The sequence below is a fragment of the Brevibacterium sp. W7.2 genome, assembly GCF_018137945.1.
Lineage (GTDB): Bacteria > Actinomycetota > Actinomycetes > Actinomycetales > Brevibacteriaceae > Brevibacterium > Brevibacterium sanguinis.
In genome coordinates, this window is record NZ_CP073089.1 from 534,474 (window position 1) to 558,867 (window position 24,394).

A 24,394-nucleotide genomic window follows, 5' to 3' on the forward strand; every position below is an offset into this window, starting at 1 on the left:
GGGTAGCCCGGATAGCGGGGCGTGCACGCGACCGGATCCGCACTGCCGCTTGATCGAGAGCGGACCGGGCGCGCGGCAACGGGCGCACAAGCCCAGCGCAGCTCTGCCTGCGGCGTCGGCCGGCCATGCGCGCGGCCCAGTCTCAGATGAGGTCGAGGATCGCCTCGGCGGCGGCGTGCGAGTCGCACAGGGTCGCGGCGTCCGTGTCCGGGTTCGCGGCGATCGCCAGGCCCCACTGCACCGCCGAGAGCTGGATCGACAGGGCGAAGCGACGCGGGTGGACCGTGCCGAATGCGTCGATCGTGCGGTAGGGACGCGGCGTCACCGCGAGCCCGCTCAACCGCTTCTCGCGGCCGTCGTCCAAGGTCAGACGCGCCGAGGTGAGCTGACCGCGGTCGACCATGCCGTGGATGAGGACGTCGGAGGCCAGGGCCACGGAGTTCGTCGGTGAGGCCGCATCGATGACGACGCTGCCGGTGAGCGCGCCCGCCACCCGCGCCGAGGTGACGGTGAAGATCTGCGGCAGCGGATCGGTGACCGCGGGGTCCGGTCCGGCCAGGGCCCCAGCCTCGGCGGTTTGATCGTTCTCGGCGATGTGCATGTCGGGGCCGATGAAGCGGACGATGCCGGCGTCGGCGAGGGCGATGAGTTCGGCGATCCGCCTCGGCGGGGGACCGTCGCAGATCCCGGACACGAAGTTCTCGAACCAGCCGCGGATCTCCATGTCCGTGCTCACCGGGTCGATGTGGCCCTCGGCGATGAGCTCCTTGAGGAGGAGCCGCGCCTGCCAGAGCACCATGAAGAGCGACTTGACGGGGCTGCCGTGGGGACCGGCGAGGGAATCCCGGAGGTCGGTGCGGAGGAAGTCGAGCATCCAGTCGTGGAGCGAGGATTCGGTGCCCGGTTCGCGGCCGGCGAACTCCTTGTCCTCGAGGGGGTCGAGGAGGTCGTGGAGGGAGAGCCGGTGCGCCGGGTCGGGGACGAGCTCCTCTTCGATCTCGGCCCACGCGAAGGCCTCGCGGGTGACGCGTCCGGAGCGGGAGGACTCGGCGGAGTCATCGGCATCGGGGTGGGTCTCCTGCCAGGTGCGGCGCGTGAGGTGGCGGGAGACCGCCTCGGCGATCGCTTCGCGCAGACGCCCGGGGTCGTCGGCGAAGGCGTCGGGAGCGGTGCGCGCCAGCGTCCGGTAGTACGCGAAGCGGAGGTCGGCGAGGATGAGCGGCCACAGCTGATCGTTGAAGCGCGCGGCGGCCCTGGCCTCGCCCCCGAGGTCGTCGAGGCCGGCGAGCTGGGCGACGTTGTCCCGTGTGAAGTAGCGCAGCGGCCACGTGGTGCGCGGATGGTCGGGGCTGATCGGCTTGCTGCGGTAGGGGATGCCGCGGCGGGAGCCGAGGAAGAGCAGGGGTTCCTCCCCGCTCGGGGTGTAGCTGAGCGCGCCGGCACCGTCCTCGTCGGCGGTGAACCGTCCGCCCCGCTCGATCGTCAGCAGGGTCTGGACGTCGAAGTAGTTGAGTCCCATGCCGCGGACGATGACGCGGGCGCCGGCGGGCACCTCGGTCAGCGGCGCCTCGGCAGGCAGGCTCTGGGGGATGTAGAGTCCCCCGTTGCGCTGGGCGAAGGCGGCGAGGCGGGCGCGTTCGTCGGCTTGGGCGCTCGGGATGTGGCCGACGGCGAGGACGACCGCCGAGGCGATGATCGTCGTCCCGTCCTCGCAGCGCACGAGCTGCGGGGGAGCGGCCGCCGCCGAGTCGTCGCCGGGGAGGTCGACCGCGGGCAGGTCGATGACGGACTCGACCGTGGTGCGGTGCTCGATGATCTCGATGAAGTCGGGGGCAGCGGCGCGGATCCGCTCGTAGGCGTCGCGCAGGTACTCGCCGTAGAGGGTGCGGCTCGGGAAAGTCGAGTCGACGGGCTCAGTGCCCCCGCGGGCCCGGTACCACTGCGCCATCGTCGGGCCGATCGGGAAGGACTCGGCAGCGTCGTCCGTCGCGGACGAGGCCTCCACCTCGGCGGGATCGGGGGCGCTGGCAGCGGACGTGGCCCCCACCTCGGCGAGATCGGGGACGTCGTCAGCGGACCCGGCCTCCACCTCGGCGAGGAAGGAGCAGCTGGCATCGGGAAAGATCGTCTGCTCACCGATCGTCGTGTTCATCAGCAGGCTCGCCGGCTGGTCGGTGCGCCAGACGATGCCCGCACCGGGCGGGTACGGGTCGATGAGGTGGACGGCGATGGGGTCGCGGGAGTCGGGCCAGCGGGCTGCGGCGAGGGCGACGATCCGCTCGAGGACGCTCAGCCCGCGGGGGCCGACTCCGATGATCGCGACCGTGCTGTCGGCGGTCACTCCTGCGTGCCGGCGCCGGGGCCGGGGTAGCCGGGCCACGGGTCGCCCGGCTGGTAGTCCTGCGGGTAGCACATGCCGGCCGCGTTCGGTTCGCCCGGCACGGTCTCCGGGGTGGGCTCGGCGGTCGCGCCGTCGCCGGCGGGCGCCTCGGTGCCGGTCTCCGTGTCCTGGGAGTCGTCGGTGGTCCCGGAATCGGTGGTGTCCTCGCCGGCGTCGGAGCCGTTGTTCTGGGAGGGATCGTTCGTCGGCTGCGGGGTCTCGGCGCCGTCGGAGGCACCCTGGATCTCGCCCTGGATCCACTGGTGGAGGACGTCGAAGTCCGGGTCGTAGGTGGGGGTGACGTCGTTGTTGATCTGGACGGTGGTGACGTCGCCCTTCTGCATCGCGACGGCGAGTTCGATGAACGCGGGGATCTCGTTCTGCGGGATCGACGTCGCGATGTTCTTCGTCGCCGACCCGGCGAGCTTCGGGTAGGCCGCGGCGAGTTCCTGCGGGTCGATCTGCTCGAGGGTCGTCTTGAGCATCCGCTGCTGACGGCACATGCGGTCGTAGTTGTCGCTGCCTTCGCGGGAGCGGACGTACCAGAGGGCCTTCTTGCCCTTGAGGTTCTGCGGGCCCGGATCGATCCAGCCGAAGACCTTGTTCGGCACGCCCGACATCGATTTGCCGCCGCCCATCGGGATGGGGCGTTCGACGTCGATGTTGACTCCGCCGATCGCGTCGACGACGTCTTCGAAGCCGGCCATGTCGACCGAGGCCCAGTAGTCGAGGTTGAGGCCCAGCGAGCCTTCGACGGCGGCCATCGTCGCCGTCATGCCGGGTTCGAGGCCGTTCGTCTCGCCGACAGCGTCGGGGTTCTCCTCGCCCCACTGCCAGACGGCGTTGATGAGGTCGACGGAGGAGTCGCCGGTGGGGCGGAACCCGTCGGGCCAGGCCTGGGCTTCGGGGCTGTCCGCGGGGAAGATCGGGAACGCGAGGTTGCGGGGCACGGAGATGAGCGCGGCGTTGCCGGTCTTCGTGTCGATCGAGGCGACGAGCATCGTGTCCGGGCGGGTGCCGGTGCGGTCGTCGCCGTTGTCGCGGCCGATGAGGAAGACGTTGATGAACGGCTTGTCCTTCCACAGCTCCTGCGCGTCGAGGGTCCTGCCGGTGCTCGCGCCGAAGAGGCTGGCGATCGTGTCGGCCTGGACGCGGGCGTAGACGGAGCCGATGCCGAAGGGAATGCCGATGATGAGGACGAGGGAGACGACGAGGAGGCCGGACATCCGGTTCTGCCACGGCGCATACCGGTGGCCCTTGCGCAGGCCGAGGTGGGAGATGACGATGACGACGATCCAGATGAGACCGACGAGGACCGCGCCGATCGCGAGGACGTTGAGCAGCGTCGGGGTGGCGATGATCGTGGCGACCGCGTGGACGGGTCCCTTGATGAGGAGGTAGCCGATCGCGACGAGGATCGTGAGGACGAAACCGCCGAAGACGATGAGGCCGAGCGGCCGGAACTTCGTCCGCAGCAGGCCGACACCGGGCAGGAGCGTGCTCAGCGAGGTCCATCCGACGAGTGAGGGGAATCCCTCGCCGAGGCGGGAGGAATGACGGCGGGCCCGTGCCGGTCCGCGGGTGGCCGGGGACGCGTCCCCTGACTGGGCGTCGTCGGCCGCGGCGTTCGCGTTCGGTGCCGACGCCGAGGCGGTGGCGGCGTGTGATCGAGGACTGCCGACTGATCCGGCTGCTGCGGCTGCGGCAGCGCCAGCGCCGGTGCGGCGGCGGTCGCTGTCCGTGCGGCGACGGTCATCGTCGCCGGCGGCGCGGTGCGCCTGATCTTGCGCGGAAGAGTGCTCCTGACCGGCAGGCGGCTGGTGTGCTGCGGGGGACTGCTGGTCGGTGGGAGTCTGCTGGGCGGCTGCGGCGACACCGGCGGCGCTGGCGCCGCTTGCCGCGGCGGCGCGCAGCATCCGTGCTTCACGCCGTGTGCGAGGGGCGACGGGGCGCGGGGTCGGCGCCTTCGAGTCGCCGCGATGGTCGGAGTTCCGCGGGGATTCTGAGCTGTGGCGGTCGGTCCCGCGATTGTTGCCGCGTGTCTCGGAGCTGCGGCCGCGGGAGTCGTCGGCGCGGCCGGAGGAGGGGACATCTGCGGGGGAGTTGCTGCGTCGCGACTGATTGAGCGAGAGGTTCGGAGCGTCCTTGTGCGCAGCGGACGGAGGCTGTGGGGGAGAGGCTGGGGTGTTCGGCGACGGAGCGGAACCGGAATTCTCGGTCGAGCTGGCGGCGGCTTCACCGCGGAAACGGGGACGGGACGAGGCACGGAGACGGCGACCGGCGGAGGAGGAATCAGGGTCGCTCCCCTGAGGTCCTCTCTTGTCAGGGGGAAACTCTGGCAAGTTCTCTACTCCTTGTTGCTCTTCTCGTACGTCGCATCTCGGGCCCTTGACGCCTGGTCAGCGGCGCAGACGTACCCAGCGATGTGCGAACGAATGGGGCGTGTCGAAGCGCAGATCACGGGTCACATCACTATGATTTTACGCCGGTACATTGATGAATGCTGGTATTCGGATCAGCGATGACCTGGGAAACTGCCTCAACGTGCGGCATCTCGGGCGATCTGAGGTCAGCTCGTATGATCAAGGCCACTCCGTGCGCGCGAACTTTGCTCTCGGAGCTTCCTTTCGCATAGGCTGGTGCTCGCAGTCTGAACTGTGGTGCCGAGGTTCGCGGAATGCGCGAGATCTCGGGCCGAAATCTGGAGTCGTGGCTGAGCGGCCGAAAGCGTCACCCTGCTAAGGTGAAGTCCCTTGAACTGGGGACCGTGGGTTCAAATCCCACCGGCTCCGCGCTGTGATGTGTCGCGACATCGTTCACTCGATGTCGCGGCACATTTCTCTTTTCTGACCCGGGTATGTCTCACGACATCGTTCCGGTTCTTCACCTGATGTCTCACGTCATCGTTCAGTCGATGTCTCACGTCATCGTTCCGCTGGCTCCTCAGGCTGCGAACCCGCACGGGCCCTGTCGGTCTCCTGCTCAGGGGTATCGTGCTCGGGGGTGCTCGTCTGCGCTGTTCGCGCGACACGGAGATTCGCACAAACGATGAGGGCGGCTGCGCCGACTGCGAGCGCAAAAGTGCCGATCGTCACTGCGCCCTCGAAAGCGCTCGCCTGAGACGCGGTCCACCGTGAAGCGGTGAGCGATCCGGCGACGGCAGCGGCGATGACCGTGCCGGTCACGGCGATGCCGATGCCCGAGGCGATCTCCTGCGCAGTGTCGTTGAGCGCGGCACCGATCGACGTCCTGTCCTTCGGCAGACCCCGCATGACGCTGATCGTCGCGGCGATCATCACCACCCGCATGCCGGCGGCGACGAGGACGAGGGATACGGCGATCCACACGTAGTGGACGTGCCCGACGGCCGCGTAGAGAACAAGGCCCATGACGACAGCACCGGCGCCGAGGTGCCCGGCCCGTTCCATGCCCACGCGGCGGATGACCTTGTCGACGAACGGGCCGATGAGGATCATCGTGAGCACCTGGGGGAGTGAGCCGAGCGCGGCCAGGGCCGGCGGCCATCCCCACGCGAGCTGCAGCTGCAGGGTCACGGTGTAGCCGAGTCCTGCCGTGGCCAGCCCGAGTGCTGCCTGATAGGTCAGGCCCAGCGAGACCGCGGGTCGGCGGATGAGCGCTGGATCGACGAGTGGGTGGCTGGTGTGTCGTTCGCGGACGATGAACGCGCCGATCCCGAGCAGTGCTGCGATCGCGATGATCCACGGCCGCGGATCCTGCGCCCCGAGGTCGACGAACAGGGTGGGCGAGAGCAGGGTCGCAATGACGGCGACAGTGCCAAGAAGCGCGCCGAGGATGTCGATGGGGACGCGATGGAGTTCGGTGGGATCGTCGGCGGCGATGCCGAAGCGGACCCCGACGAGCGCGAGCACGGCGATCGGCACATTGATGAGCAGCAGGGCCGGCCACGGTGCGACTGCCAGGAGAAGGCCGCCCAGCGTCGGGCCGATGGCGAGTCCGACGAGGCCGACCGTGGAGATCAGTGCGGTGGCGCGCACACGCAAGGCATCCTCGTCGAAGAGCCGGAACGACAGTGCCATCGCGCCGGGGGCCGTCATTGCGGCGGCGACTCCGATGAGCACGCGCACGACGATGAGCCCGATCGGGGTGGTGACGAGGACGACCGCTGCGCTCGCGAGCCCGAAGAGGCTCAGACCGATGAGCATGACGCGGCGGCGACCGAACCGGTCGGCGATGGCCCCGAAGGCGAGCATGAGTCCGCCGAAGACGAGCGCATAGGCCCCCGACGCCCACTGCAGCTGCGAGGCGTTCGCGGAGAGGTCGGTCGCGATCGTCGGCAGGGCAACATTGAGTACCGAGGTGTCGAGCATTTCGATGAGGAAGACGGCAGAGAGCCCGAGGAGGGCGAGCCAAGCGCCGCGCAGGGAGTGCGGGCGTGGATGTGCAGTCGTATCGGGATCTGCGGTCTGGTTGGGAGCTGAGGTCGGTGAGGTCGGCGGCGGGGTGAGTGGACGCTGCTTATTGGATCGTTGTTCCATTCTCTAACAGTGGAACGGTGATCCATTTGTGTCAAGATGGTGAGTATGAATTCCTCTCGACCGTCCGGACGTCGTCCGAAGAGCGATTCGCTGACCCGCTCGGCGATCGTCGCCGCCGCCATCGACCTGCTCGATGAAGCGGGGGAGCCCGGATTGACCGTGCGGGCGCTCGCGGCGCGCCTGCACACGGGACCCGGATCCATCTACTGGCACGTCGGGGATCGCAGCGGTCTGCTCGCGCTCGCGTGCGATGCCGTGCTCGCCGCCGCCGCGGAGGAGGCCGGTTCGGCAGGCGAGTCCGGAGTGGCAGGCGAGGGCGGCTCGGCACCGACCCCGGAGCCTATCGCCGCCGTTCGAGGGATCGCGGTGAGCCTCTTCGACGCGCTCGACGCGCATCCGTGGGCCGGGGTGATCCTGGCCGGAGCCGCCTCGGCGCCGAGTCTGCTCACGGCCCTCGATCGCATCGGCACCCTCCTCGACGAGGCGGGGGTGGCCCGAGACGCGCAGTTCTACCAGGCGACGGCGATCCTCAACTACGTCCTCGGGGTCGCTGCCCAGATGGCACGCAACGCACGGTCCGCGGCCGGAGGGAAGTCGCAGGCCGAATGGCTGGAGAAGCGCGCCGCGGAATGGGAGCAGATGGATGACCGGACGCATCCCTTCCTCCACCGCGTGTCCGCAGACTTTCGCGACCACGATGATCGTGAGCAGTTCATCGCCGGCCTCGACCTGCTGCTTGCCGGGATCGTCGCGTCAGTGCCGGGGTCTAGTCTGGAGCGATCAGCCAACGGGAGTCGGCCGGCGCCCCAGTGAGGCGACGGTCCCGGCGACCGAGGGACACGCACGTGAACTGAGAGAGAGTCAATCGTGAAGATCATCGTCATCGGAGCCGGAGGTCACGTCGGCGGGGTCGCCGCGGCCGGACTCGCGGCCCGTGGGCATGAGGTCATTGCCGCGTCCCGCTCCACTGACCCCGGAGTCGATACAGCCGATCCGGAATCGATCCGTTCGTTCCTCGCCGAGGTGGGACCGGTCGACGCCATCGTCGTGGCAGCCGGATCCGTGCCCTTCAAGCCGGTCACCGAACTCACGCGAGACGACTACGCCAGTGCCTTCACCTCGAAGGTCCTCGGGCAGCTAGAATTCGTCACCCAAGGCGTCGACACGGTGCGCGACGGGGGATCGATCACCCTGACGACCGGAGTCCTGTCCCGCGAGTCCGTCCCGACGGCCGCTGCGGCGGCGATGGCCAACGGGGCAATCGAGTCCTTCGTCATGGCAGCAGCCCCCGAGCTGCCGCGCGGCATCCGGATCAACGCTGTGAGCCCCAACGTCCTGGCCAACTCTCCGCACTTCCACGATGCGTTCGCCGGGATGACGCCGGTGTCCGACGAAGAGGTCGCTACCGCGTTCGTGAGGTCCGTCGAAGGCAACATCACCGGACGCGTCCTCACGGTCTGAGCTTCGCTGAGATGAGTCGTCAACGAGCGTCCGCGCTTCACCGTGCGTGCATCCGCCACCACAGCAGGGCGACGTGGAGCGCGGTCCGTGACTCGGCATCGTCGAGGGAGACGCCGAGGCGCTCCTCGAGTTTCGCCAACCGCGCGTAGAGGGCGGGGCGGGAGAGGAACCCTGCCCGCGCGAGCGCCGACTTGTTCCCTCCGTGGGTGAGGACGAGGTCGAGGAAATCGAGCATCTCGTCATCCCCGTCGAGCAGCGGCCCGAGCTCGCCCTCGGCGAAGGCCCGCAGGCGCGAGTCCTCACCGAGCACGGCGAGCAGACCGCGCAGCCGCACATCGGCAGAACGGTAGAAGAGCTGCTCGCGGACCTCGAGCGTCGAGGCCACCTCGGCGACCTGCGCGGCGGTGGGCAGCCTGCCGATGGCCGCGATGAGCGACACGTCGCTGCGTCCGACGCCCACGGTCCACATGACATCGAGGTCGGGCATCGCGGAGAACACGCGGTCGAGGACCTTCGTCTCGTCACGACGGCCGGGCAGCGCGAGGATGAGGCCGAACGAACCGGACTGCAGCTGGGCGGAGACGGCGGCAATGTCGGCCTGAGCGGTCGCCTCAGTGACCTCCGCGATGACAGCGCGCTCCCACAGCTGAATCCGCGTCGGATCGGCCGCCGGGTCATGGTCGATGCGCACGACGACCGGAACGAGACGGGCTCTCGCGGGCGGATCGAAGCCGAGCGACCGCGCGCGGACCCGCACCTCGTCCTCGTCGACGTGGCGCGCATCGAGGATCTCCCGGACGAAACCGCTCTGCGCCTGCAGCACGAGGTCACGCTCATCGCGTTCGGCCATCCTGGTGAGCGTGAGCGCCTGCGCCGCGCGCTCGACGATCTGTTCGACATCCGGCACAGCGGCGTGCGTGATTCCCGGCACGACGAGGCGGCCCCAACGGCGGGCGCGCAGGCCCACGGGCACCGAATGCCATCGCCTGTCGACACCGAGGTGACCAGCGAGCGCCGACGAGCTCGCACCGAGGCGGTCACCGGACTCCGCGCGGTCACCGGTCTCCGCGCGTCCGGCGCCGGTCTCGACGACGAGATCCCTCCACTGGGCGGCGAGGGTCTCCGACCCGTCCCCGGCATGGGCGAGGACCCGGTGACCGACGTCCTCGAGGATGACGGGAGCACCGAGGAGGGCGGCCGTGCGCGCGACGATCACCCCGACCTCGGCCCGCTCGAGACTGAGCTGGGTGTACGTCTCGTGGATCTCCCGGGCGCGTTCGAGTCGACCGAGCTGCTGGCCGAGCAACGCCCGATGCGCGAGCTCGGTGATGCGGACGAACTTGACCCGACGGCGCAGGCAGATGACGGGCAGGCTCCGGTCCGCAGCGGCGGCGCGGAGCACCGTGGCGGCGGCGTCATCGGAGGTCGAGTCGTCGTTGACGAGCTCGACGACGACTCCGGCGGCGCCGGCGTGCTCGAGCTGATCGAGGAACTGCGCCATCGCCGGTGCCGACCGACGGAACGTCTGTGCCGTGGTGAGCACGAGCTCCCCGCCTTCGAGGAACCGTTCGACCTCGGGCGCATCGGCGATGTGGATCCACCGGACCGGGCGGTCGAGACGCTCGTTGCCGGACAGGATCTCGGGGCCGCCGGAACGGATCTCACCGAAGCCGAGCACATCGGCGACGACGAGGCCACCGGCTCGGTCGGGCTCAGCCGTCACCGCGGTGTGCCCCGCGCCCAGCTCGTCATCGATCGTCATTGACACAGTGTAAATCTAAGCACACTGAAGCTGACACTCTGACACTGACGGCGCACCGCCTCGGCGACGATGATGAGAGGACGCACCTCTGCTGTCGACGTCGAAGGAACCCCCTCATGCCCGCCATCGCCCATTGGATCAACGGCCGCCCCGAGACCCTCGGGGCGGACACCCGCCTCGGCGAGGTGACGAACCCGGCGACCGGACAGGTCACCGGTGAGGTCGCACTCGCCGACAAGGCCACCGCGGACGCCGCGATCGCTGCGGCCGCGGCCGCCTTCCCCGCGTGGCGCGACACCTCTCTGGCGAAGCGCACCGCGATCCTCTTCGCCTTCCGGGAGCTGCTCAACTCCCGCAAGGCCGAACTCGCCGAGATCATCACCGCCGAACACGGGAAGGTGCTCTCCGACGCCATGGGCGAGATCGCCCGCGGCCAGGAGGTCGTCGAATTCGCGTGCGGCATCGCAGGCCTCCTCAAGGGCGGCTTCTCGGAGAACGTCTCCTCGACCGTCGACGTCCACTCGCTGCGTCAGCCGCTCGGCGTCGCCGCGATCATCTCGCCGTTCAACTTCCCGGCCATGGTGCCGATGTGGTTCTTCCCCATCGCCATCGCCGCCGGCAACACCGTCGTCCTCAAGCCCAGCGAGAAGGACCCGAGCGCGGCGAACTGGCTCGCCGAGCTCTGGCAGGAAGCAGGCCTCCCCGACGGTGTGTTCAACGTCCTCCACGGCGACAAGGAAGCCGTGGACACGCTCCTGACCAGCCCGGACGTCGCCTCGGTGTCCTTCGTCGGGTCGACCCCGATCGCGCGCTACGTCTACGAGACGGGCACCGCGTCCGGCAAGCGGGTGCAGGCGCTCGGCGGTGCGAAGAACCACATGCTCGTCCTCCCCGACGCCGACCTCGACCTCGCCGCCGACGCCGCCGTCAACGCCGGGTACGGCGCTGCCGGGGAGCGGTGCATGGCGATCTCCGTCGTCGTCGCCGTCGACTCGATCGCCGAAGAGCTCGTGGCGAAGATCGCCGAACGCACCCGCACCCTGCGCATCGGCGACGGTCGGGACGAGCCGGACATGGGCCCGCTCATCACCGCCGCCCACCGCGACAAGGTGTCCGGGTACATCGATGCCGGCGCCGCGGCGGGGGCCACCGTCGTCCTCGACGGACGCGATGACGTGCCCGCGGACGGGTTCTTCCTCAATCCGACTCTCTTCGACAACGTCACCGCCGACATGACGATCTACACCGACGAGATCTTCGGGCCGGTGCTCTCCGTCGTCCGGGTCCCCGGCTACGACGAGGGCCTCGACCTCATCAACGCCAACCCCTACGGCAACGGCACCGCGATCTTCACCAACGACGGCGGCGCCGCTCGCCGCTACGAGCGGGAGGTCGAGGTCGGGATGGTCGGCGTCAACGTCCCGATCCCCGTCCCCGTCGGCTACTACTCGTTCGGGGGCTGGAAGAACTCCCTCTTCGGCGACACCCACGCCTACGGCGACGAGGGCGTCCACTTCTTCACCCGCGGCAAGGTCGTCACCTCCCGCTGGCTCGATCCCAGCCACGGCGGACTCAACCTCGGCTTCCCGACCCACGACTGACAAGGACACGACGATGACGACGACCATCGACAGCGCAGACACCCCGGCCACCCCCGCCGAGGCGGCCCCCACCTCGGCGGTCACCGCCGATCAGCTCGCCGCCGGACGCCGCGCGTACGAACTCGATCGCCGGCACGTCTTCCACTCGTGGCAGGCGCAGGGCGCCTTCGACCCGATGACCGTCGTTGCGGCGGAGGGCTCGCACGTCTGGGACGGGGAGGGGCGGAAGCTCCTCGACTTCTCCTCGCAGCTGGTCAACACGAACATCGGGCACCAGCACCCGAAGGTCGTCGCCGCCGTCCAGGAGCAGGCGGCGCGGCTGTGCACGATCGCCCCGCAGCACGTCAACGACGCCCGCTCCGAGGCGGCGCGACTCATCGCCGAGCTCACCCCCGGCGACCTCGACCACGTGTTCTTCACCAACGGCGGGGCCGACGCGAACGAGCATGCGATCCGCATGGCCCGCCTGCACACCGGTCGGACGAAGGTGCTCTCGGCCTATCGCAGCTACCACGGCGGCACGCAGCTCGCCGTCAACGTCACCGGCGACCCGCGGAGGTTCCCCAACGACTACTCGGCCGAGGGCGTGGTCCACTTCATGCCCGCCTACCAGTACCGTTCGTACTTCGGGGCGACCACCGAGGAGGAGGAGACGGAGCGGGCCCTGCGCCATCTCGAGGACCTCATCGTCCTCGAGGGACCGGCCAACATCGCCGCTCTCGTCCTCGAGACCGTGCCCGGCACCGCCGGCATCTACGGACCGCCCGCCGGGTACCTCGAGGGAGTCCGCGAGCTCACCGCGAAGCACGGGATCGTCTACATCGCCGACGAGGTGATGGCCGGATTCGGCCGCACGGGCCGCTGGTTCGCCGTCGACCGCTGGGGTGTCACCCCTGACCTCATCACCTTCGCGAAGGGGGTCAACTCCGGGTATGTGCCGCTCGGCGGGGTCGCGATCTCCGCCGCGATCGCCGAGACCTTCCGCGACCGCGCCTACCCCGGCGGGCTGACGTACTCGGGGCATCCGCTCGCGTGCGCGGCGGCCGTCGCGACCATCGGAGCGATGCGGGAGGAGGGGATGGTGGAGAATGCCGACCGCCTCGGCGCCGAGGTGATCGGACCGACCCTGCAGGAACTCGCGTCCCGGCATCCCTCGGTCGGCGATGTCCGCGGCATGGGCTGCTTCTGGGCGGTCGAGCTCGTCCGCAACCGGGAGACGAAGGAGCCGCTGGCCGCGTACGGCGGCAGCTCGCCGGAGATGAACGAGGTCATCGCCGCGCTCAAGGCCGGCGGGGTCCTCCCGTTCGCGAACTTCAACCGCATCCACATCGTGCCACCGCTCAACACCCCGGACGCCGAGGTGCGCGCGGGCCTCGCGGTGCTCGACGAGGCGCTCAGCATCGCCGACCGGTACGTCGACTGAGCCGCCGCTGGAAGGCGGCCGACCAGATCACCGGTCGGCCGCCTCGGCGAGGTCCTGGCGACAACCTCCCTGGATGTGAAAGCTGATACAGTCGGACCGTTTGCCCCGCTGTTTGTCCAGTTGGGAGATGAACGCAGGGTGAACAGGGTGACCGGGCGCTGAAAAGTGGGTGAAGTTCAGACTTCGGACGCTGTAGACTCGCACCTGGTTGAGGTCGCAGTCTGTCGCTCGGCCGTTCCCCGTCCTCATTGTGTCTACGTCCAAGGTCGCTGAGTGGAAATCTTCTTCGTTGTCGTGCTCGTCGTGGCACTGGCGCTCTTCTTCGACTTCACCAATGGCTTCCACGACACGGCCAATGCGATGGCGACGCCGATCGCCACCGGTGCGATCAAGCCGAAGGCCGCTGTCACCCTCGCCGCGATCCTCAACCTCATCGGCGCCTTCCTCTCCACCGAGGTGGCGAAGACGATCTCCGGCGGGATCATCAAAGAGGGCGATGGGGGAGTCCAGATCACTCCCGAGTTCATCCTCGCCGGCCTCATCGGCGCGATCATCTGGAACATGGCGACCTGGCGCTTCGGTCTGCCGTCCTCGTCGTCGCATGCGCTCTTCGGAGGTCTCATCGGTGCGGCCATCGTCGGCGCGGGCGTGAACTCCGTCGACTTCGGCGTCTTCCTCTCCAAGGTCGTCATCCCGGCGATCGCCGCCCCGCTCATCGCGGGCACCAGCGCCTACATGTGCACGCGCCTGGCCTACTACATCACGCGGCGCAACGGTGACGGCCAGACTGCGCACCGGGCGCCGTTCAAGTACGGGCAGATCTTCAGCTCTTCGCTCGTCGCGCTCGCCCACGGCACGAACGACGCGCAGAAGACGATGGGCGTCATCACCCTCGTCCTCATCTCCGCGAACCTGCAGGAGGGCGGCACCGGCCCGCAGTTCTGGGTCATCGTCACGTGTGCGTTCGCGATCGCCTTCGGCACGTACGTCGGCGGCTGGCGCATCATCGACACGCTCGGCACGAAGCTCACCACCGTCAAGCCCGCGCAGGGTCTGTCCGCCGAGACCTCGACGGCCGCAGCGATCCTCGCCTCCTCGCACCTCGGCTTCGCCCTGTCGACGACGCAGGTCGCCTCCGGGTCGGTGCTCGGGTCCGGGCTCGGACGCAAGGGCGCCGACGTCCGCTGGTCGACGGCCGGACGGATCGCCTCGGGCTGGCTGCTGACGATCCCGGCCGCCGGCATCGTCGGTGCCGCCGCTGCGGGCGTCGCGTACTTCGGTCTCTTCGGCGTCCTCGTCGACACGGCCGTCGCCGTCGCCGTCGTGCTGTGGATCTACCTCAGCTCGCGGCGGGCGAAGGAGACCGAGATCTCGAACTTCGACACCGTCGGCGAGGCGGTCAACGTCCGCGGTCGCAAGCGCAAGCTCCGCCAGGACCGCAACCGCAAGCGCGCCGCGGCCAAGCGTGAGGCCCGCACCGAGGCGATGGAGCAGAAGACCGCCGCGAAGCAGGCGCGCAAGGCGCAGGCACGCCGCGGATCCGCGGGGAACGGTGGCGGTGCCGGATCTGGTGCTGGTGTCGGTCCGGGCGCTGGTGCTGACGGTGCCGCTGCTGACCGGGCCGGTGTCGGCGTGGCTGATGCCGGTGCGCGCGGCTCAGATCGAACCGACGGCGCTGACGCCGCCGATCTGACCGGGGCTGATGCAGTCGGCCCGGACGCTCCGAAGGACAAGGGAGACGCGAAATGATCGAATGGAGCTCCTTCGCCGTTGTCGCCATCGCGACGTGGGTGTCCTCGCTCGTCGTCATCGGGCTGTTCTCGACTGCCGTGCGCATGCGCGCCGTGCACATCGACCAGATCGCGGAGGGCCATCCCAATCCGCTGCTCAAGCTCGGCTACTGCGCGGTCTTCGGGGTCTGCGGCCTCCTCGTCCTCTACGGCGTCTACCTCATCGTCCCGGCACTCAACGGAGGCTGAGCGCACCGCCGCCGAAGCGCAGCTGCCGGACCGCCAGCGCCAGCGCCGGACAGTAGGCGGGCAGCGGGCGCCCGGACGCCAGCTGCGCTCAGTTCGCCTTCGCACGCCTCGCAACAGCACAAACAACGCGCAGCCCCACGCACAACCCGCGGCCGCACGCACACCCCGCAGCCACGCGCACTACCCGTGGCTCGCTACGTCATCGGTGGAGTGCTGAAACCTCCCCGTGCACGCGGTGTTTGTCGAGCTCCGGGTGCGGGATAGTTTCGGGCTGGAGGCATCCCGCACCCTCAGCCGCAACTCCACCGCGCAGTCCCAAGCACTACCCTGAGCCGCACGCACTACCCGTGGCTCGCCACGTCATCGGTGGAGCGCTGAATCCTCCCCGTGCAGGCGGTGTTTGTCGAGCTCCGGGTGCGGGACAGCTTCGAGCCGCAGACACCCCGCCCGAACCGCTCTGAACGGCAATACTCTGATCCGGCCTGCACTGCGCCACTGTGCGCGCCCGCTCCGGTCGCCGTCCCGGCCATTCGCCGCCGCCGCAGCGCACTTCGGGGTGAATGCGACGATCCCCCGACCACCTCGGCGGTGATCGGGGGATCGGTCGTCTCAGACGACGAGCTCGAAGCCCTCAGCCGACGGTGCGGCCGAAGCGCTCGGCCGACGTCGTCAGGCGCTCAGCCTCAGGCGAGGCCCAGGTGCGTGCGGAGCTTGTCGACCTCGGCGCGGAGTTCGGCGGGAACCGAATCGCCGAGTTCGGCGTACCATTCCTCGATCGAGGCGAGCTCGGTCTCCCACTCCTCGGGCTTGATCGCGAGCGCCTTGCGCAGCTGCTCCTCGGTGAAGTCGAGGCCCTCGGTGTCGAGGCCGTCTTCGGTCGGGGTGAAGCCGAGCGGGGACTCAGCGGCGTCGACGGTGCCGTTGACGCGTTCGAAGACCCACTTGAGCACGCGCGAGTTCTCCGAGAATCCGGGCCACAGGAACGAGTTGTCGTCGTCGCGACGGAACCAGTTGACGTAGAAGATCTTCGGCAGCTTCGCACCGTCGGTCTGGCCGATGTTGAGCCAGTGCTGGAGGTAGTCGCCGACGTTGTAGCCGATGAACGGCCGCATCGCCATGGGATCGCGGCGGACGACGCCGACAGCGCCGGTGGCGGCGGCGGTGGTCTCCGAGGAGAGCACCGAGCCCATGAACACACCGTGGTTCCAGTCGCGCGTCTCGGTGACGAGCGGCATCGTCGTCTTGCGGCGTCCGCCGAAGAGGATCGCCGAGATCGGCACTCCGTTGGGGTTCTGCCACTCGGGAGCGAGCGTGGGCACATTCGAGATCGGGGTGCAGAAGCGCGAGTTCGGGTGGGCGGCCGGGGTCTCCGAGTCCGGAGTCCAGTCGTTGCCGCGCCAGTCGGTGAGGTGCGCGGGCTTCTCGTCGGTCTTGCCCTCCCACCACACGTCGCCGTCATCGGTGAGCGCCACGTTCGTGAAGATGTTGCCACCGGCCTCGATCGCGTGCATCGCGGTCGGGTTCGTCGAGTAGCCGGTGCCCGGCGCCACGCCGAAGAGGCCGAACTCGGGGTTGACGGCGTAGAGCTGGCCGTCGTCGCCGAAGCGCATCCAGGCGATGTCGTCGCCGAGGGTCTCGGCCTTCCAGCCGGGAATCGTCGGCTCGATCATCGCGAGGTTCGTCTTGCCGCAGGCCGACGGGAACGCCGCGGCGATGTACTTGACCTGCCCTTGCGGGTTCGTCAGCTTGAGGATGAGCATGTGCTCGGCCAGCCAGCCCTCGTCATGGGCGATCGCCGAGGCGATGCGCAGCGCGTAGCACTTCTTGCCGAGCAGCGCGTTGCCGCCGTAGCCGGAGCCGAACGACCAGATCGAGCGCTCCTCCGGGAAGTGGGTGATGTACTTCGTCGAGTTGTTCGGCCAGGCGACGTCCTCTTCGCCTTCGGCGAGCGGGGCGCCGACGGAGTGGACGCACTCGACGAAGTCCGCGTTCTGCGCGTCGATCGCATCGAGGGCGTACTTGCCCGAGCGAGCCATGATGAGCATGGAGAGCACGACGTAGGGCGAGTCGGTGACCTCGATGCCGAACATCGGCTGGTCCGCCTCGGCGAGGCCCATGACGAACGGGATGACGTACATCGTGCGTCCGCGCATCGAGCCCTCGAAGAGACCGTTGAGGGTCTGCTTCATCTCAGCGGGGGCGACCCAGTTGTTGAGTGCGCCGGCATCCTTCTCATCGACCGAGCAGATGTAGGTGCGGTCCTCGACGCGGGCGACGTCCTCGGGGTCCGACGCTGCGTAGTAGGAGTCCTTCGTGCCGGTGAGGGCCACGAGCGTCCCGGCGTCGACGAGCTGCTGCGTGATGAGGGCCTTCTGGCCTTCGGAGCCGTCGATCCAGACGATGTCGTCGGGGGTCGTGAGGTGGGCGATCCGGCTGACGAACGAGAGCACCTTCTCGTTCTTCGTCGGTGCGTTCTTCAGCTGGTCAGCGACGACGTCATGGTCGAGGACTGTCATGAGTGGTCTCCTGGTCGATCGGGGTTTGACGACATTGGGGAGGATGTCGAGCGGTGGTTACACAACCACGGTAGGGTGGCGGCAGAGGCGGAGTTCACCGGTTTTCGGCAACCGAAGATGTGCATTGGGCCACAAAGACGAGGTCGCTGACGCAAATGCGTCATTTGAGTGACGTATTTTTTCACAGCAATGACGGATAGTTGCAGATCCTGACTTTCGTTGAAAATTGCATCACCGTTCACCTCGCCGAGGTTGTTCGCCCACCCGTTTGTCCGGCGTTTCCCGCCGGCCGGGTCACCCGAGGGTCACGATTGTCCGCAGGGGTGGTTCGCGGAGAACGACTGATGATCACGGGGCGTTCGACGCAGGCGTCGCGGATTGAGGGTTGCCGCGGCTGCGCATCCCGAGCCTCGCGAAAACTGTGGCGAAGGGCACTGCCGGGGATTTGAGGTCGGGTGAACATCCTGTGTATAGTTGTTCGAGTTGCAGGGCGGACGCCCGGTCGACATGCGCCATTAGCTCAACGGATAGAGCATCTGACTACGGATCAGAAGGTTGGGGGTTCGAATCCCTCATGGCGCACCACAGAAGGCCTCTCACCAGGTGAAACATCCGGTGAGGGGCCTTCGTCGATTGCATCGGCCGAAGCCCGATCAGTGGTGGTTCCGAGTCCCGATCGGCGGAAGCGCCGAAGCCCGCTCGGCGGTCATGGCGAGTCCTGAGAGGCGAAGATGGGACCTGACAGGCACGGGTCGGGAGGCACGTTTGATGTGTTCACGGGAGCCGCATGGATGACGCCGACAACCGCGAACCCATGCGGGACGTGCCGGTGACGCTTGCCTCGACGGTCCCCGCCGACTTCGCGCTGCCGACCGATATCCTCGAGTTCACCGGCCCGGACCCCGAACCGATCTGGCTCAATGAGGCCGGAGGAGTGACGGTGCGCTTCGACGGTGACGCGGCGGGAGACGGCACCCGTCTCCGGTACCTCAAGCGCAACCCGCTGCCGAGCAGTGAGGATCTCGCACTCGAAAAGGAGAAGCTCGAGTGGCTGACCCTCCGGCATCCCGTCCCGCGCGTCATCGACTATGTCCGCCGAGGCGACGCCGAATTCCTCATCACCGAAGCGATCCCCGGCGCCAACGCGGTCGCCGCCGAGAACAGAGCGCGAGCGAACACCGCCATCGCCGCCATCGGCGAAGGGCTGCGCCGCCTTCACGATCTTCCCGTCGACGACTGCCCGTGGACGTGGTCCGTCGCGGACCGACTGCGGGCCGCGACGAGCGAACAGGCGAGCACTCTCAGCCCGACTCCGGAGATCGACCGCCTCGTCGTCTGCCACGGCGACCCGTGTGCCCCGAACACCCTGCTCGATGCGGCCGGCCGCTTCGTCGGGCACGTCGACATGCAGCGCCTCGGTGTCGCCGACCGCTGGGCCGACCTCGCGGTGGCGACGATGTCGTTCGGCTGGAACTACGACTCCTTCGACGAGGCGGTCTTCTGGGACGCCTACGGCATCGCCCCTGACGAGAAGAGGATCCGGTACTACCGCGAGCTGTGGGACGCGGAGTAGGGGTGTCGTATCCCCGTCAGTTCTCCTCCCCGATCTTCACGGCGAGCACCGGCACCGGGGAGTCGAGCAGCAGACGCTGACTCACCGACCCCATGAGGGCCTTGCCGACGCGGGACCGGCGCTTCATGCCGATGACGAGGCGCGAGACATCCGAGCGGGCATCGAGTTCGTCGAGGACCGCCTCGGCGGGATCGCGGTCACCGCGCCCACGTCGGTCGACGAGTTCATACGGCACCTCGGAGGCGTCGAGCGTCGTCGTGTCGAACGTCGACTGGATGCCGAGCGGGATGACGATGAGGCCGGTGTCGAAATGCCGGGCTTCGCTGATCGCTGCCGTCAGCGCCGCCTCGGCGGTCTGGTTGTCGGGAACTGCCACCATGATGGCCATGGCTTCTCCTTCTGATCGGAGTGGGTCTGATCGGGGTAGGTGCGCCGGGTGGGGAGTGCCGGCAACGGAGGTCACCGTTCATTCTCGCCGATGGGGTGTGGAACAGCACCTGGTCAACCGTCCGCGCGGAGGATGCGAATACCTCTGTGGGCTTCGGCGGTCCGGCTCACTGCCCGTACTTCGTGCGGAACTCCTCCTCGAGATCCTCGAGTGTCTTGTCCCGGGTCTCCGGCAGCATCGCGATGAGGAAGATGAGTGCGAGCACGCCGCAGCCGGCCAGCAGGAAGAACGTCGCAGAGATGCCCAGCGATGCGACGACCGGTGGGAAGAACTGTGCGACGGCCGCGTTGGCCATCCACAGTGCGAAGACGCAGATGCCCATTGCGAACGACCGGATCTTCAGCGGGAAGATCTCCGAGAGCATGAGCCAGGTCAGCGGACCGATCGTGCCCTGCATCGAGAAGACGAAGAGAATGACGAAGACGAGAATCGCGTAGGCCTTGAACTGGCCTTCCGGGAGGAAAGCGGCGGAGAGACCGATGAGGATGTGGAAGAACGTGGTGAGCATGAATCCGCCGATGAGCATTCTCCGCCGCGGCAGTCGGTTGATGAGCATGATGCCCACAGTGATGCCGAGAACCGACGCGAGCCCATTGAGCGTGTTCGCCACGATCGCCGCGTCGGCGGAGAAGCCGGCATCGGTGAGCAGCTGGGTGCCGTAGTACATGACCGCGTTGATGCCGGAGAGCTGTGAGGCGATGCCGATGCCGATGCCGATGACGACTAGTCGCAGCACCCACTTCGAGGCGAGATCGGAGAGGCCACCGGTCTTCGACTTCTCCTCCTGTTCGGCGAGGAGTTCGACCTCCTTCATCTCCGCCTCGGCGCGTTCGGTCGACCGCACCTGCTTGAGGACGTCGAAGGCCTGATCGTCGCGGTGCTTCGAGATCAGCCAGCGCGGGCTCTCCGGGAGGAAGAGGATGCCGATGAGCAGGGCGATCGCCGGCAGCACGGCGACAGCGAGCATGTAGCGCCAGACTCCGTCGTGTTCACCCCAGAGATTGAAGATGATCGCGTTGATGACGAAGGCCGCGAACTGACCCGACACGATCATCACCTCATTGCGGGTGACGAGCGAACCGCGCTTCTCGAACGGCGAGAGCTCGGCGAGGTAGACGGGCACCGTCGTCGAGGCCGCCCCGACCGCGAGACCGAGGACGAAGCGGGCACCGGCGAGGAACTGCCAGTTCGGTGCGAGCGCGCACGCCAGCGTCCCGACGATGAAGAACAGCGAGAGTCCGAGGATGTTCGAGCGGCGTCCGTAGGCGTCCGAGAGCCTGCCGCCGATGACCGCGCCGAAGGCCGCGCCGATCGTGAGGAAGCTGACGACGAGTCCCTCGGTGCGCGGGGTCAGTCCGAAATCCTGGGTGAGCGGCTCGAGGGCGCCGTTGACGACGCCCGTGTCGTAGCCGAAGAGCAGGCCGCCGAACGTCGCGACGACGGCGATGATGCCCAGTCGCGAGGTGTGCGGCCCCTTCGTGTCCGGGGGCAGGTCCACCAGGGATTTCTGTTGTCCGCTCATGGCGATCACTCTCCTTCGAATGACGTGCGTCCCGGCGCCGGTGCGGCGCCGTGCCTGGATTCGAGCAATGGTTGGGGACGGAACCGCGGAAGCGGTCCCGCAGGGAACTGGGCTGATGGGGTCAGGTGGTGCGCGGTCGGATGGTCAGCGCCGAGGCTGCGGTAGGCGGCCCGAAGCGATCAGGTCGTGCGTGCAGTCGTCAGTCGGCATCGCCTCCGTGCCGGGCGACGAGGTCGTCGATCGTCGTCTTCTGGTACCGGCTGACCGCGTCGTTGTTCTCGTTCTCCCCGAAGACGTTGGAGACGATGAGCGCATCGGGTCGGTCGAGGAACCCCGCCTCGCCGAGGCGGCCGAAGAGGGCATCGAAATCGACGTCCCCGTCACCGACCTTGAGGTGCTGGTGCACCCGCGCCGAGGTGGTCGGCGGGTTCGCGATGTACCGCAGCCCGTGCGAGGCCCGGTGGTCGAAGGCGTCGGAGATGTAGACGGCCCGCAGGCGATCGCCGAGTTCGGGCACGAGGGTGTCGAGGCAGTCGCCGTAGTGGAAGGTGTGCGGGGCGACGTAGACGAAGCCGATCGCCTCCGAGTCGAGGCCGCGCAGCACCCGCCACGCCTCATGCCCGTCCTCGACGAAGTCGTCGGGATGCGGGTCGAAGTTGAGCCTGAGCCTCTCCCGCTCGATGACGGGCAGGATCTCATCCATCGACCGGTAGAACGACTCCTCGGACTCCTCGAAGGACTCGGGGCGACCGCTGAACTCGGTGTTGATCGTCTCCACTCCGAGGTCGACGGCGATCTCGATGACCCGGAGGAAGTTCCTCACCGCCGCTTCCCTCTTCGCCTCATCCGGCCAGGCGATCCGCTGCACCGGCAGCAGGGCGGGCACGGTGATGCCGGCGGCGTCGACGCTGCGGGCGAACCGGGCGATGAGGTCGCGGTCCATCTTCGGGTAGCGGAAGTGCGTCGCGAAGTCCGGATGCGGGGTCAGCTGCATGTGCTCGAAGCCGAGGTCGGCAGTTGCGGCCGCGAAGTCGAGCAGCCGGTGCGTGTGGTGCAGCGGGGTGGGGTCGTAGGCGAGCTTCATGATCGGCTCCTCACGCGTAGAACGCGGGCGTTTCCGGGACGTCGACGGTGTGGAGCTGGCCGTCGCGCATTGCGGCGACTCCCGCGCCGCAGGCCACGGCGACACGGTAGCCGTCCCAGGCGGAAGGCCCGGCGATCTCCCCGTTGCGAGCTGCATCGACCCAGGCTTGGACCTGGGCGTCGTAGGCGGTCGCGAAGCGAGTGGTGAAGTCAGCGTGCTCGGTGATCGACGACCGGCCTCTGTGCCAGTTCTGCAGACCCGTGGGATCGCCGATGCGCGCGATGCCTTCGGAGAAGACGGCTTCTGTCGTCACTTGGTAGCCGAACTGGATGCTCACATTGATCTCGACATCGACGAGGACACCGTTCTCGAGTCCGATGAGCACGAGCAGCGGTTCGCTCAGCCGATCGGGGGTGAGCGGATTCCGCCTGGTCTCCTTGACTTCGATCGACGTGATCGGTGAGCCCGCAAGCCACGGCACGATGTCGAACTCGTGGACCACGGACCCGTCGATGAGCGTGTTCTGATCGTAGTCGTCGGGCACGCTCGCATTCCGGTGTGCGCAGTGGAGCATGAGCAGCTCTCCGTCGTCGCCGGACTCGATGAGTTCGCGCAGCTGCCGGTACTCGGGATCGAAGCGGCGCATGAAACCGACCTGGATGAGCTTCCTTCCGCCCGCCTGCTCGGCTTCGAGGACGCGCCACGAGGATTCCGGGTCCGGCGTCAGCGGCTTCTCGCACAGGGTGGGCAGCCCCGCCTCGATCGCGGGCAGGAGGACGGCCTCGTGGAGGAACCCGGGGGTGGCGACGAGGAGTCCGTCGACGGCACCGGCGGCGATCGCATCCTCGACGCGGGAGAAGGCCTGCGCCCCGGGGGCGTTGGCGAGTGCGGCCTGCGCTCGCCCCTCATCGGGTTCGATGACGGCCGAGACCGTCGCTCCGCTGATCGACGAGGCGATGCGCTTGATGTGGTCGGCGCCCATCATTCCGGCGCCGACGACTCCGACGCGGAAGTCGGCAGTGGGGTTCAGCTGTGCCATGGTGGGGTTCTCCTTGAGTTCGGTCGGGTCGTCTGCGGCGGTGCAGAGTCGCCGAGGCGGTCGGGTCGGCTCAGCGGTCGGTGACTGCGGCCGGGGTGGAGGTGAGGATCGTCGAGAGCGTGCGCTCGGCGATCGGGAAGGGCGCGTCGACGCTGCAGCCGAACATGTCCTGTTCGACGATGGCGAAGGTGTCCGGGGCCAGCGCGGCGATCGCCTCGATGATCGGATCGAGCGGTGGGATGCCCTGGTTCGGTTCGACCATGATCCCGTCGGCGACAGCCTCGGCGAAGGGGGTGTCGGACTTGAGGACATCGAAGATCTTCACCGGGTCGACCTGTTTGAGGTGGAGGTAGCCGATCCGCGAGGGATGGTCGGCGATGAGCTTGAGGTTGTCCCCGCCGTAGTAGGAGAAGTGCCCGGTGTCGAGGCAGAGGTTCGTGTACGCCTCATCGGTGAGCTCGAGGAACCGCTCGACCTCCGAATGGGTGCCGACGTGGGAGTCCGCGTGGGAGTGGAACTGCTGGTGGAGGCCGAACTCCTCCTCGAGGGCCCGACCGAGACGGTCGTGGCCGGCCGCCAGGCGCGTCCAGCCCTCGGCGTCGAGGGTGCGCGGTTCGAGGACCTCGCTCGTGGCGTCGGAGCGCCACAGGTCGGGGATGACGACGATGTGCTCGCCGCCGAGCTCCTGCGTCAGCGCCGCGATCTTCTCGACCTGCGCCCACGCGCGACCCCACTGGTCATCGGTCTTGTGGAAGCCGGTGAAGACGGTGCCGCCGGAGAGCTTGAGGCCGCGGGAGTCGAGTTCCTCGCGCAGCTGGGCGGGGTCGGTGGGCAGATAGCCGTAGGGTCCGAGCTCGATCCACGTGTAGCCGGCAGCGGCGACCTCGTCGAGGAAGCGCTGCCACGGCACCTGTCCGGGATGGTCGGGGAACCACACGCCCCACGAGTCCGGGGCCGTGCCGATGCGCAGGGTCTGGGGGCGGGGCGCGGTGTCGGCCGGTGTCGGCGTCGTCGTGGTCATGTCAGTGATCCTTCGGGTGCGGTTCGGGTCGGTGGTCGGCGTGCTCATCGCCGCAGCAGCGGTGGTCG

General features: G+C 68.4%; 17 protein-coding genes and 2 tRNA genes. 9 read left to right on the forward strand and 10 right to left on the reverse strand.

Going from position 1 to position 24,394, the window contains the following annotated elements:
- Positions 1 to 142: 142 nt before the first annotated feature.
- Both J9315_RS02290 and J9315_RS02295 read right to left on the reverse strand, forming a co-directional pair.
- Positions 143 to 2,341: an FAD/NAD(P)-binding domain-containing protein gene (locus J9315_RS02290; protein WP_198499739.1), complete on the reverse strand. Its 2,199-nt coding sequence runs from the start codon at positions 2,339 to 2,341 to the stop codon at positions 143 to 145.
- A complete protein-coding gene (locus J9315_RS02295) occupies positions 2,338 to 4,296 on the reverse strand; it encodes an LCP family protein (RefSeq protein WP_198499738.1) in 1,959 nt (652 codons plus the stop codon). Before J9315_RS02295 ends, J9315_RS02290 begins: the two co-directional genes overlap by 4 nt.
- Positions 4,297 to 5,083: 787 nt before the next feature.
- Between J9315_RS02295 and J9315_RS02300 the strand changes: the two genes are divergently transcribed.
- A tRNA-Ser gene (locus J9315_RS02300) sits at positions 5,084 to 5,172 on the forward strand.
- Between the two features lie 132 nt (positions 5,173 to 5,304).
- Here the strand turns inward: J9315_RS02300 and J9315_RS02305 are convergent.
- A complete protein-coding gene (locus tag J9315_RS02305; RefSeq protein ID WP_198499737.1) occupies positions 5,305 to 6,897 on the reverse strand; it encodes an MFS transporter in 1,593 nt (530 codons plus the stop codon).
- A 45-nt stretch (positions 6,898 to 6,942) separates the two neighbouring features.
- On the opposite strand from J9315_RS02305, the gene J9315_RS02310 reads away from it, so the two are divergent.
- Together J9315_RS02310 and J9315_RS02315 are read left to right on the forward strand one after the other, a co-directional pair.
- Positions 6,943 to 7,710 carry a TetR/AcrR family transcriptional regulator C-terminal domain-containing protein gene (locus tag J9315_RS02310; RefSeq protein WP_198499736.1) on the forward strand — a complete coding sequence of 256 codons (768 nt, stop codon included), beginning with the start codon at positions 6,943 to 6,945 and terminating at the stop codon, positions 7,708 to 7,710.
- Between the two features lie 54 nt (positions 7,711 to 7,764).
- The gene (locus J9315_RS02315) at positions 7,765 to 8,358 is read left to right on the forward strand and encodes a short chain dehydrogenase (protein ID WP_198499735.1); all 594 of its coding nucleotides are present in this window, start codon (positions 7,765 to 7,767) and stop codon (positions 8,356 to 8,358) included.
- 37 nt (positions 8,359 to 8,395) lie between these two features.
- Here J9315_RS02315 and J9315_RS02320 read toward each other — a convergent pair whose 3' ends face one another.
- The gene (locus J9315_RS02320; RefSeq protein WP_198499734.1) at positions 8,396 to 10,120 is read right to left on the reverse strand and encodes a PucR family transcriptional regulator; all 1,725 of its coding nucleotides are present in this window, start codon (positions 10,118 to 10,120) and stop codon (positions 8,396 to 8,398) included.
- 116 nt (positions 10,121 to 10,236) lie between these two features.
- Here J9315_RS02320 and J9315_RS02325 point away from each other — a divergent pair, with 116 nt between their 5' ends.
- The 4 genes from J9315_RS02325 to J9315_RS02340 all read left to right on the forward strand — a co-directional run bounded on the left by J9315_RS02325 (position 10,237) and on the right by J9315_RS02340 (position 15,123).
- Positions 10,237 to 11,721 carry a CoA-acylating methylmalonate-semialdehyde dehydrogenase gene (locus J9315_RS02325; protein WP_198499733.1) on the forward strand — a complete coding sequence of 495 codons (1,485 nt, stop codon included), beginning with the start codon at positions 10,237 to 10,239 and terminating at the stop codon, positions 11,719 to 11,721.
- Positions 11,722 to 11,734: 13 nt separating this feature from the next.
- A complete protein-coding gene (locus J9315_RS02330) occupies positions 11,735 to 13,144 on the forward strand; it encodes an aspartate aminotransferase family protein (protein ID WP_198499732.1) in 1,410 nt (469 codons plus the stop codon).
- 273 nt (positions 13,145 to 13,417) lie between these two features.
- The gene (locus J9315_RS02335; protein WP_198499731.1) at positions 13,418 to 14,893 is read left to right on the forward strand and encodes an inorganic phosphate transporter; all 1,476 of its coding nucleotides are present in this window, start codon (positions 13,418 to 13,420) and stop codon (positions 14,891 to 14,893) included.
- Positions 14,890 to 15,123, forward strand: coding sequence for a hypothetical protein (locus J9315_RS02340; protein ID WP_198499730.1), 234 nt, complete (start codon positions 14,890 to 14,892; stop codon positions 15,121 to 15,123). The genes J9315_RS02335 and J9315_RS02340 overlap by 4 nt, the downstream gene beginning before the upstream one ends.
- Positions 15,124 to 15,806: 683 nt before the next feature.
- Here the strand turns inward: J9315_RS02340 and J9315_RS02345 are convergent.
- The gene (locus tag J9315_RS02345; protein ID WP_198499729.1) at positions 15,807 to 17,639 is read right to left on the reverse strand and encodes a phosphoenolpyruvate carboxykinase (GTP); all 1,833 of its coding nucleotides are present in this window, start codon (positions 17,637 to 17,639) and stop codon (positions 15,807 to 15,809) included.
- A 509-nt stretch (positions 17,640 to 18,148) separates the two neighbouring features.
- Here J9315_RS02345 and J9315_RS02350 point away from each other — a divergent pair.
- A tRNA-Arg gene (locus J9315_RS02350) sits at positions 18,149 to 18,224 on the forward strand.
- 202 nt (positions 18,225 to 18,426) lie between these two features.
- Positions 18,427 to 19,212, forward strand: a complete 786-nt coding sequence (locus J9315_RS02355) for an aminoglycoside 3'-phosphotransferase (RefSeq protein ID WP_198499728.1) — start codon at positions 18,427 to 18,429, stop codon at positions 19,210 to 19,212.
- Positions 19,213 to 19,228: 16 nt separating this feature from the next.
- Here the strand turns inward: J9315_RS02355 and J9315_RS02360 are convergent, their stop codons facing one another.
- The 5 genes from J9315_RS02360 to J9315_RS02380 form a co-directional block, all read right to left on the reverse strand.
- Positions 19,229 to 19,600: a universal stress protein gene (locus tag J9315_RS02360; RefSeq protein ID WP_198499727.1), complete on the reverse strand. Its 372-nt coding sequence runs from the start codon at positions 19,598 to 19,600 to the stop codon at positions 19,229 to 19,231.
- Positions 19,601 to 19,766: 166 nt separating this feature from the next.
- On the reverse strand, positions 19,767 to 21,182 hold the full coding sequence (locus J9315_RS02365; protein WP_198499726.1) for a sugar porter family MFS transporter: 1,416 nt from the start codon (positions 21,180 to 21,182) through the stop codon (positions 19,767 to 19,769).
- Positions 21,183 to 21,381: 199 nt separating this feature from the next.
- Positions 21,382 to 22,266: a sugar phosphate isomerase/epimerase family protein gene (locus tag J9315_RS02370; RefSeq protein WP_198499725.1), complete on the reverse strand. Its 885-nt coding sequence runs from the start codon at positions 22,264 to 22,266 to the stop codon at positions 21,382 to 21,384.
- A 10-nt stretch (positions 22,267 to 22,276) separates the two neighbouring features.
- Positions 22,277 to 23,305 carry a Gfo/Idh/MocA family oxidoreductase gene (locus J9315_RS02375; protein WP_198499724.1) on the reverse strand — a complete coding sequence of 343 codons (1,029 nt, stop codon included), beginning with the start codon at positions 23,303 to 23,305 and terminating at the stop codon, positions 22,277 to 22,279.
- Positions 23,306 to 23,375: 70 nt separating this feature from the next.
- Positions 23,376 to 24,326, reverse strand: a complete 951-nt coding sequence (locus tag J9315_RS02380) for a sugar phosphate isomerase/epimerase (protein ID WP_211978717.1) — start codon at positions 24,324 to 24,326, stop codon at positions 23,376 to 23,378.
- Positions 24,327 to 24,394 lie beyond the last annotated feature (68 nt).

Coding starts and splice junctions, on each gene's coding strand:
- J9315_RS02295 (WP_198499738.1), bottom strand. CDS start 4,296: ATGCTGCGCGCCGCCGCGGCAAGCGGCGCCAGCGCCGCCGGTGTCGCC.
- J9315_RS02340 (WP_198499730.1), top strand. CDS start 14,890: ATGATCGAATGGAGCTCCTTCGCCGTTGTCGCCATCGCGACGTGGGTG.
- J9315_RS02380 (WP_211978717.1), bottom strand. CDS start 24,326: ATGACCACGACGACGCCGACACCGGCCGACACCGCGCCCCGCCCCCAG.
- J9315_RS02325 (WP_198499733.1), top strand. CDS start 10,237: ATGCCCGCCATCGCCCATTGGATCAACGGCCGCCCCGAGACCCTCGGG.
- J9315_RS02310 (WP_198499736.1), top strand. CDS start 6,943: ATGAATTCCTCTCGACCGTCCGGACGTCGTCCGAAGAGCGATTCGCTG.
- J9315_RS02305 (WP_198499737.1), bottom strand. CDS start 6,897: ATGGAACAACGATCCAATAAGCAGCGTCCACTCACCCCGCCGCCGACC.
- J9315_RS02360 (WP_198499727.1), bottom strand. CDS start 19,600: ATGGCCATCATGGTGGCAGTTCCCGACAACCAGACCGCCGAGGCGGCG.
- J9315_RS02330 (WP_198499732.1), top strand. CDS start 11,735: ATGACGACGACCATCGACAGCGCAGACACCCCGGCCACCCCCGCCGAG.
- J9315_RS02370 (WP_198499725.1), bottom strand. CDS start 22,266: ATGAAGCTCGCCTACGACCCCACCCCGCTGCACCACACGCACCGGCTG.
- J9315_RS02320 (WP_198499734.1), bottom strand. CDS start 10,120: ATGACGATCGATGACGAGCTGGGCGCGGGGCACACCGCGGTGACGGCT.
- J9315_RS02375 (WP_198499724.1), bottom strand. CDS start 23,305: ATGGCACAGCTGAACCCCACTGCCGACTTCCGCGTCGGAGTCGTCGGC.
- J9315_RS02365 (WP_198499726.1), bottom strand. CDS start 21,182: ATGAGCGGACAACAGAAATCCCTGGTGGACCTGCCCCCGGACACGAAG.
- J9315_RS02355 (WP_198499728.1), top strand. CDS start 18,427: ATGGATGACGCCGACAACCGCGAACCCATGCGGGACGTGCCGGTGACG.
- J9315_RS02345 (WP_198499729.1), bottom strand. CDS start 17,639: ATGACAGTCCTCGACCATGACGTCGTCGCTGACCAGCTGAAGAACGCA.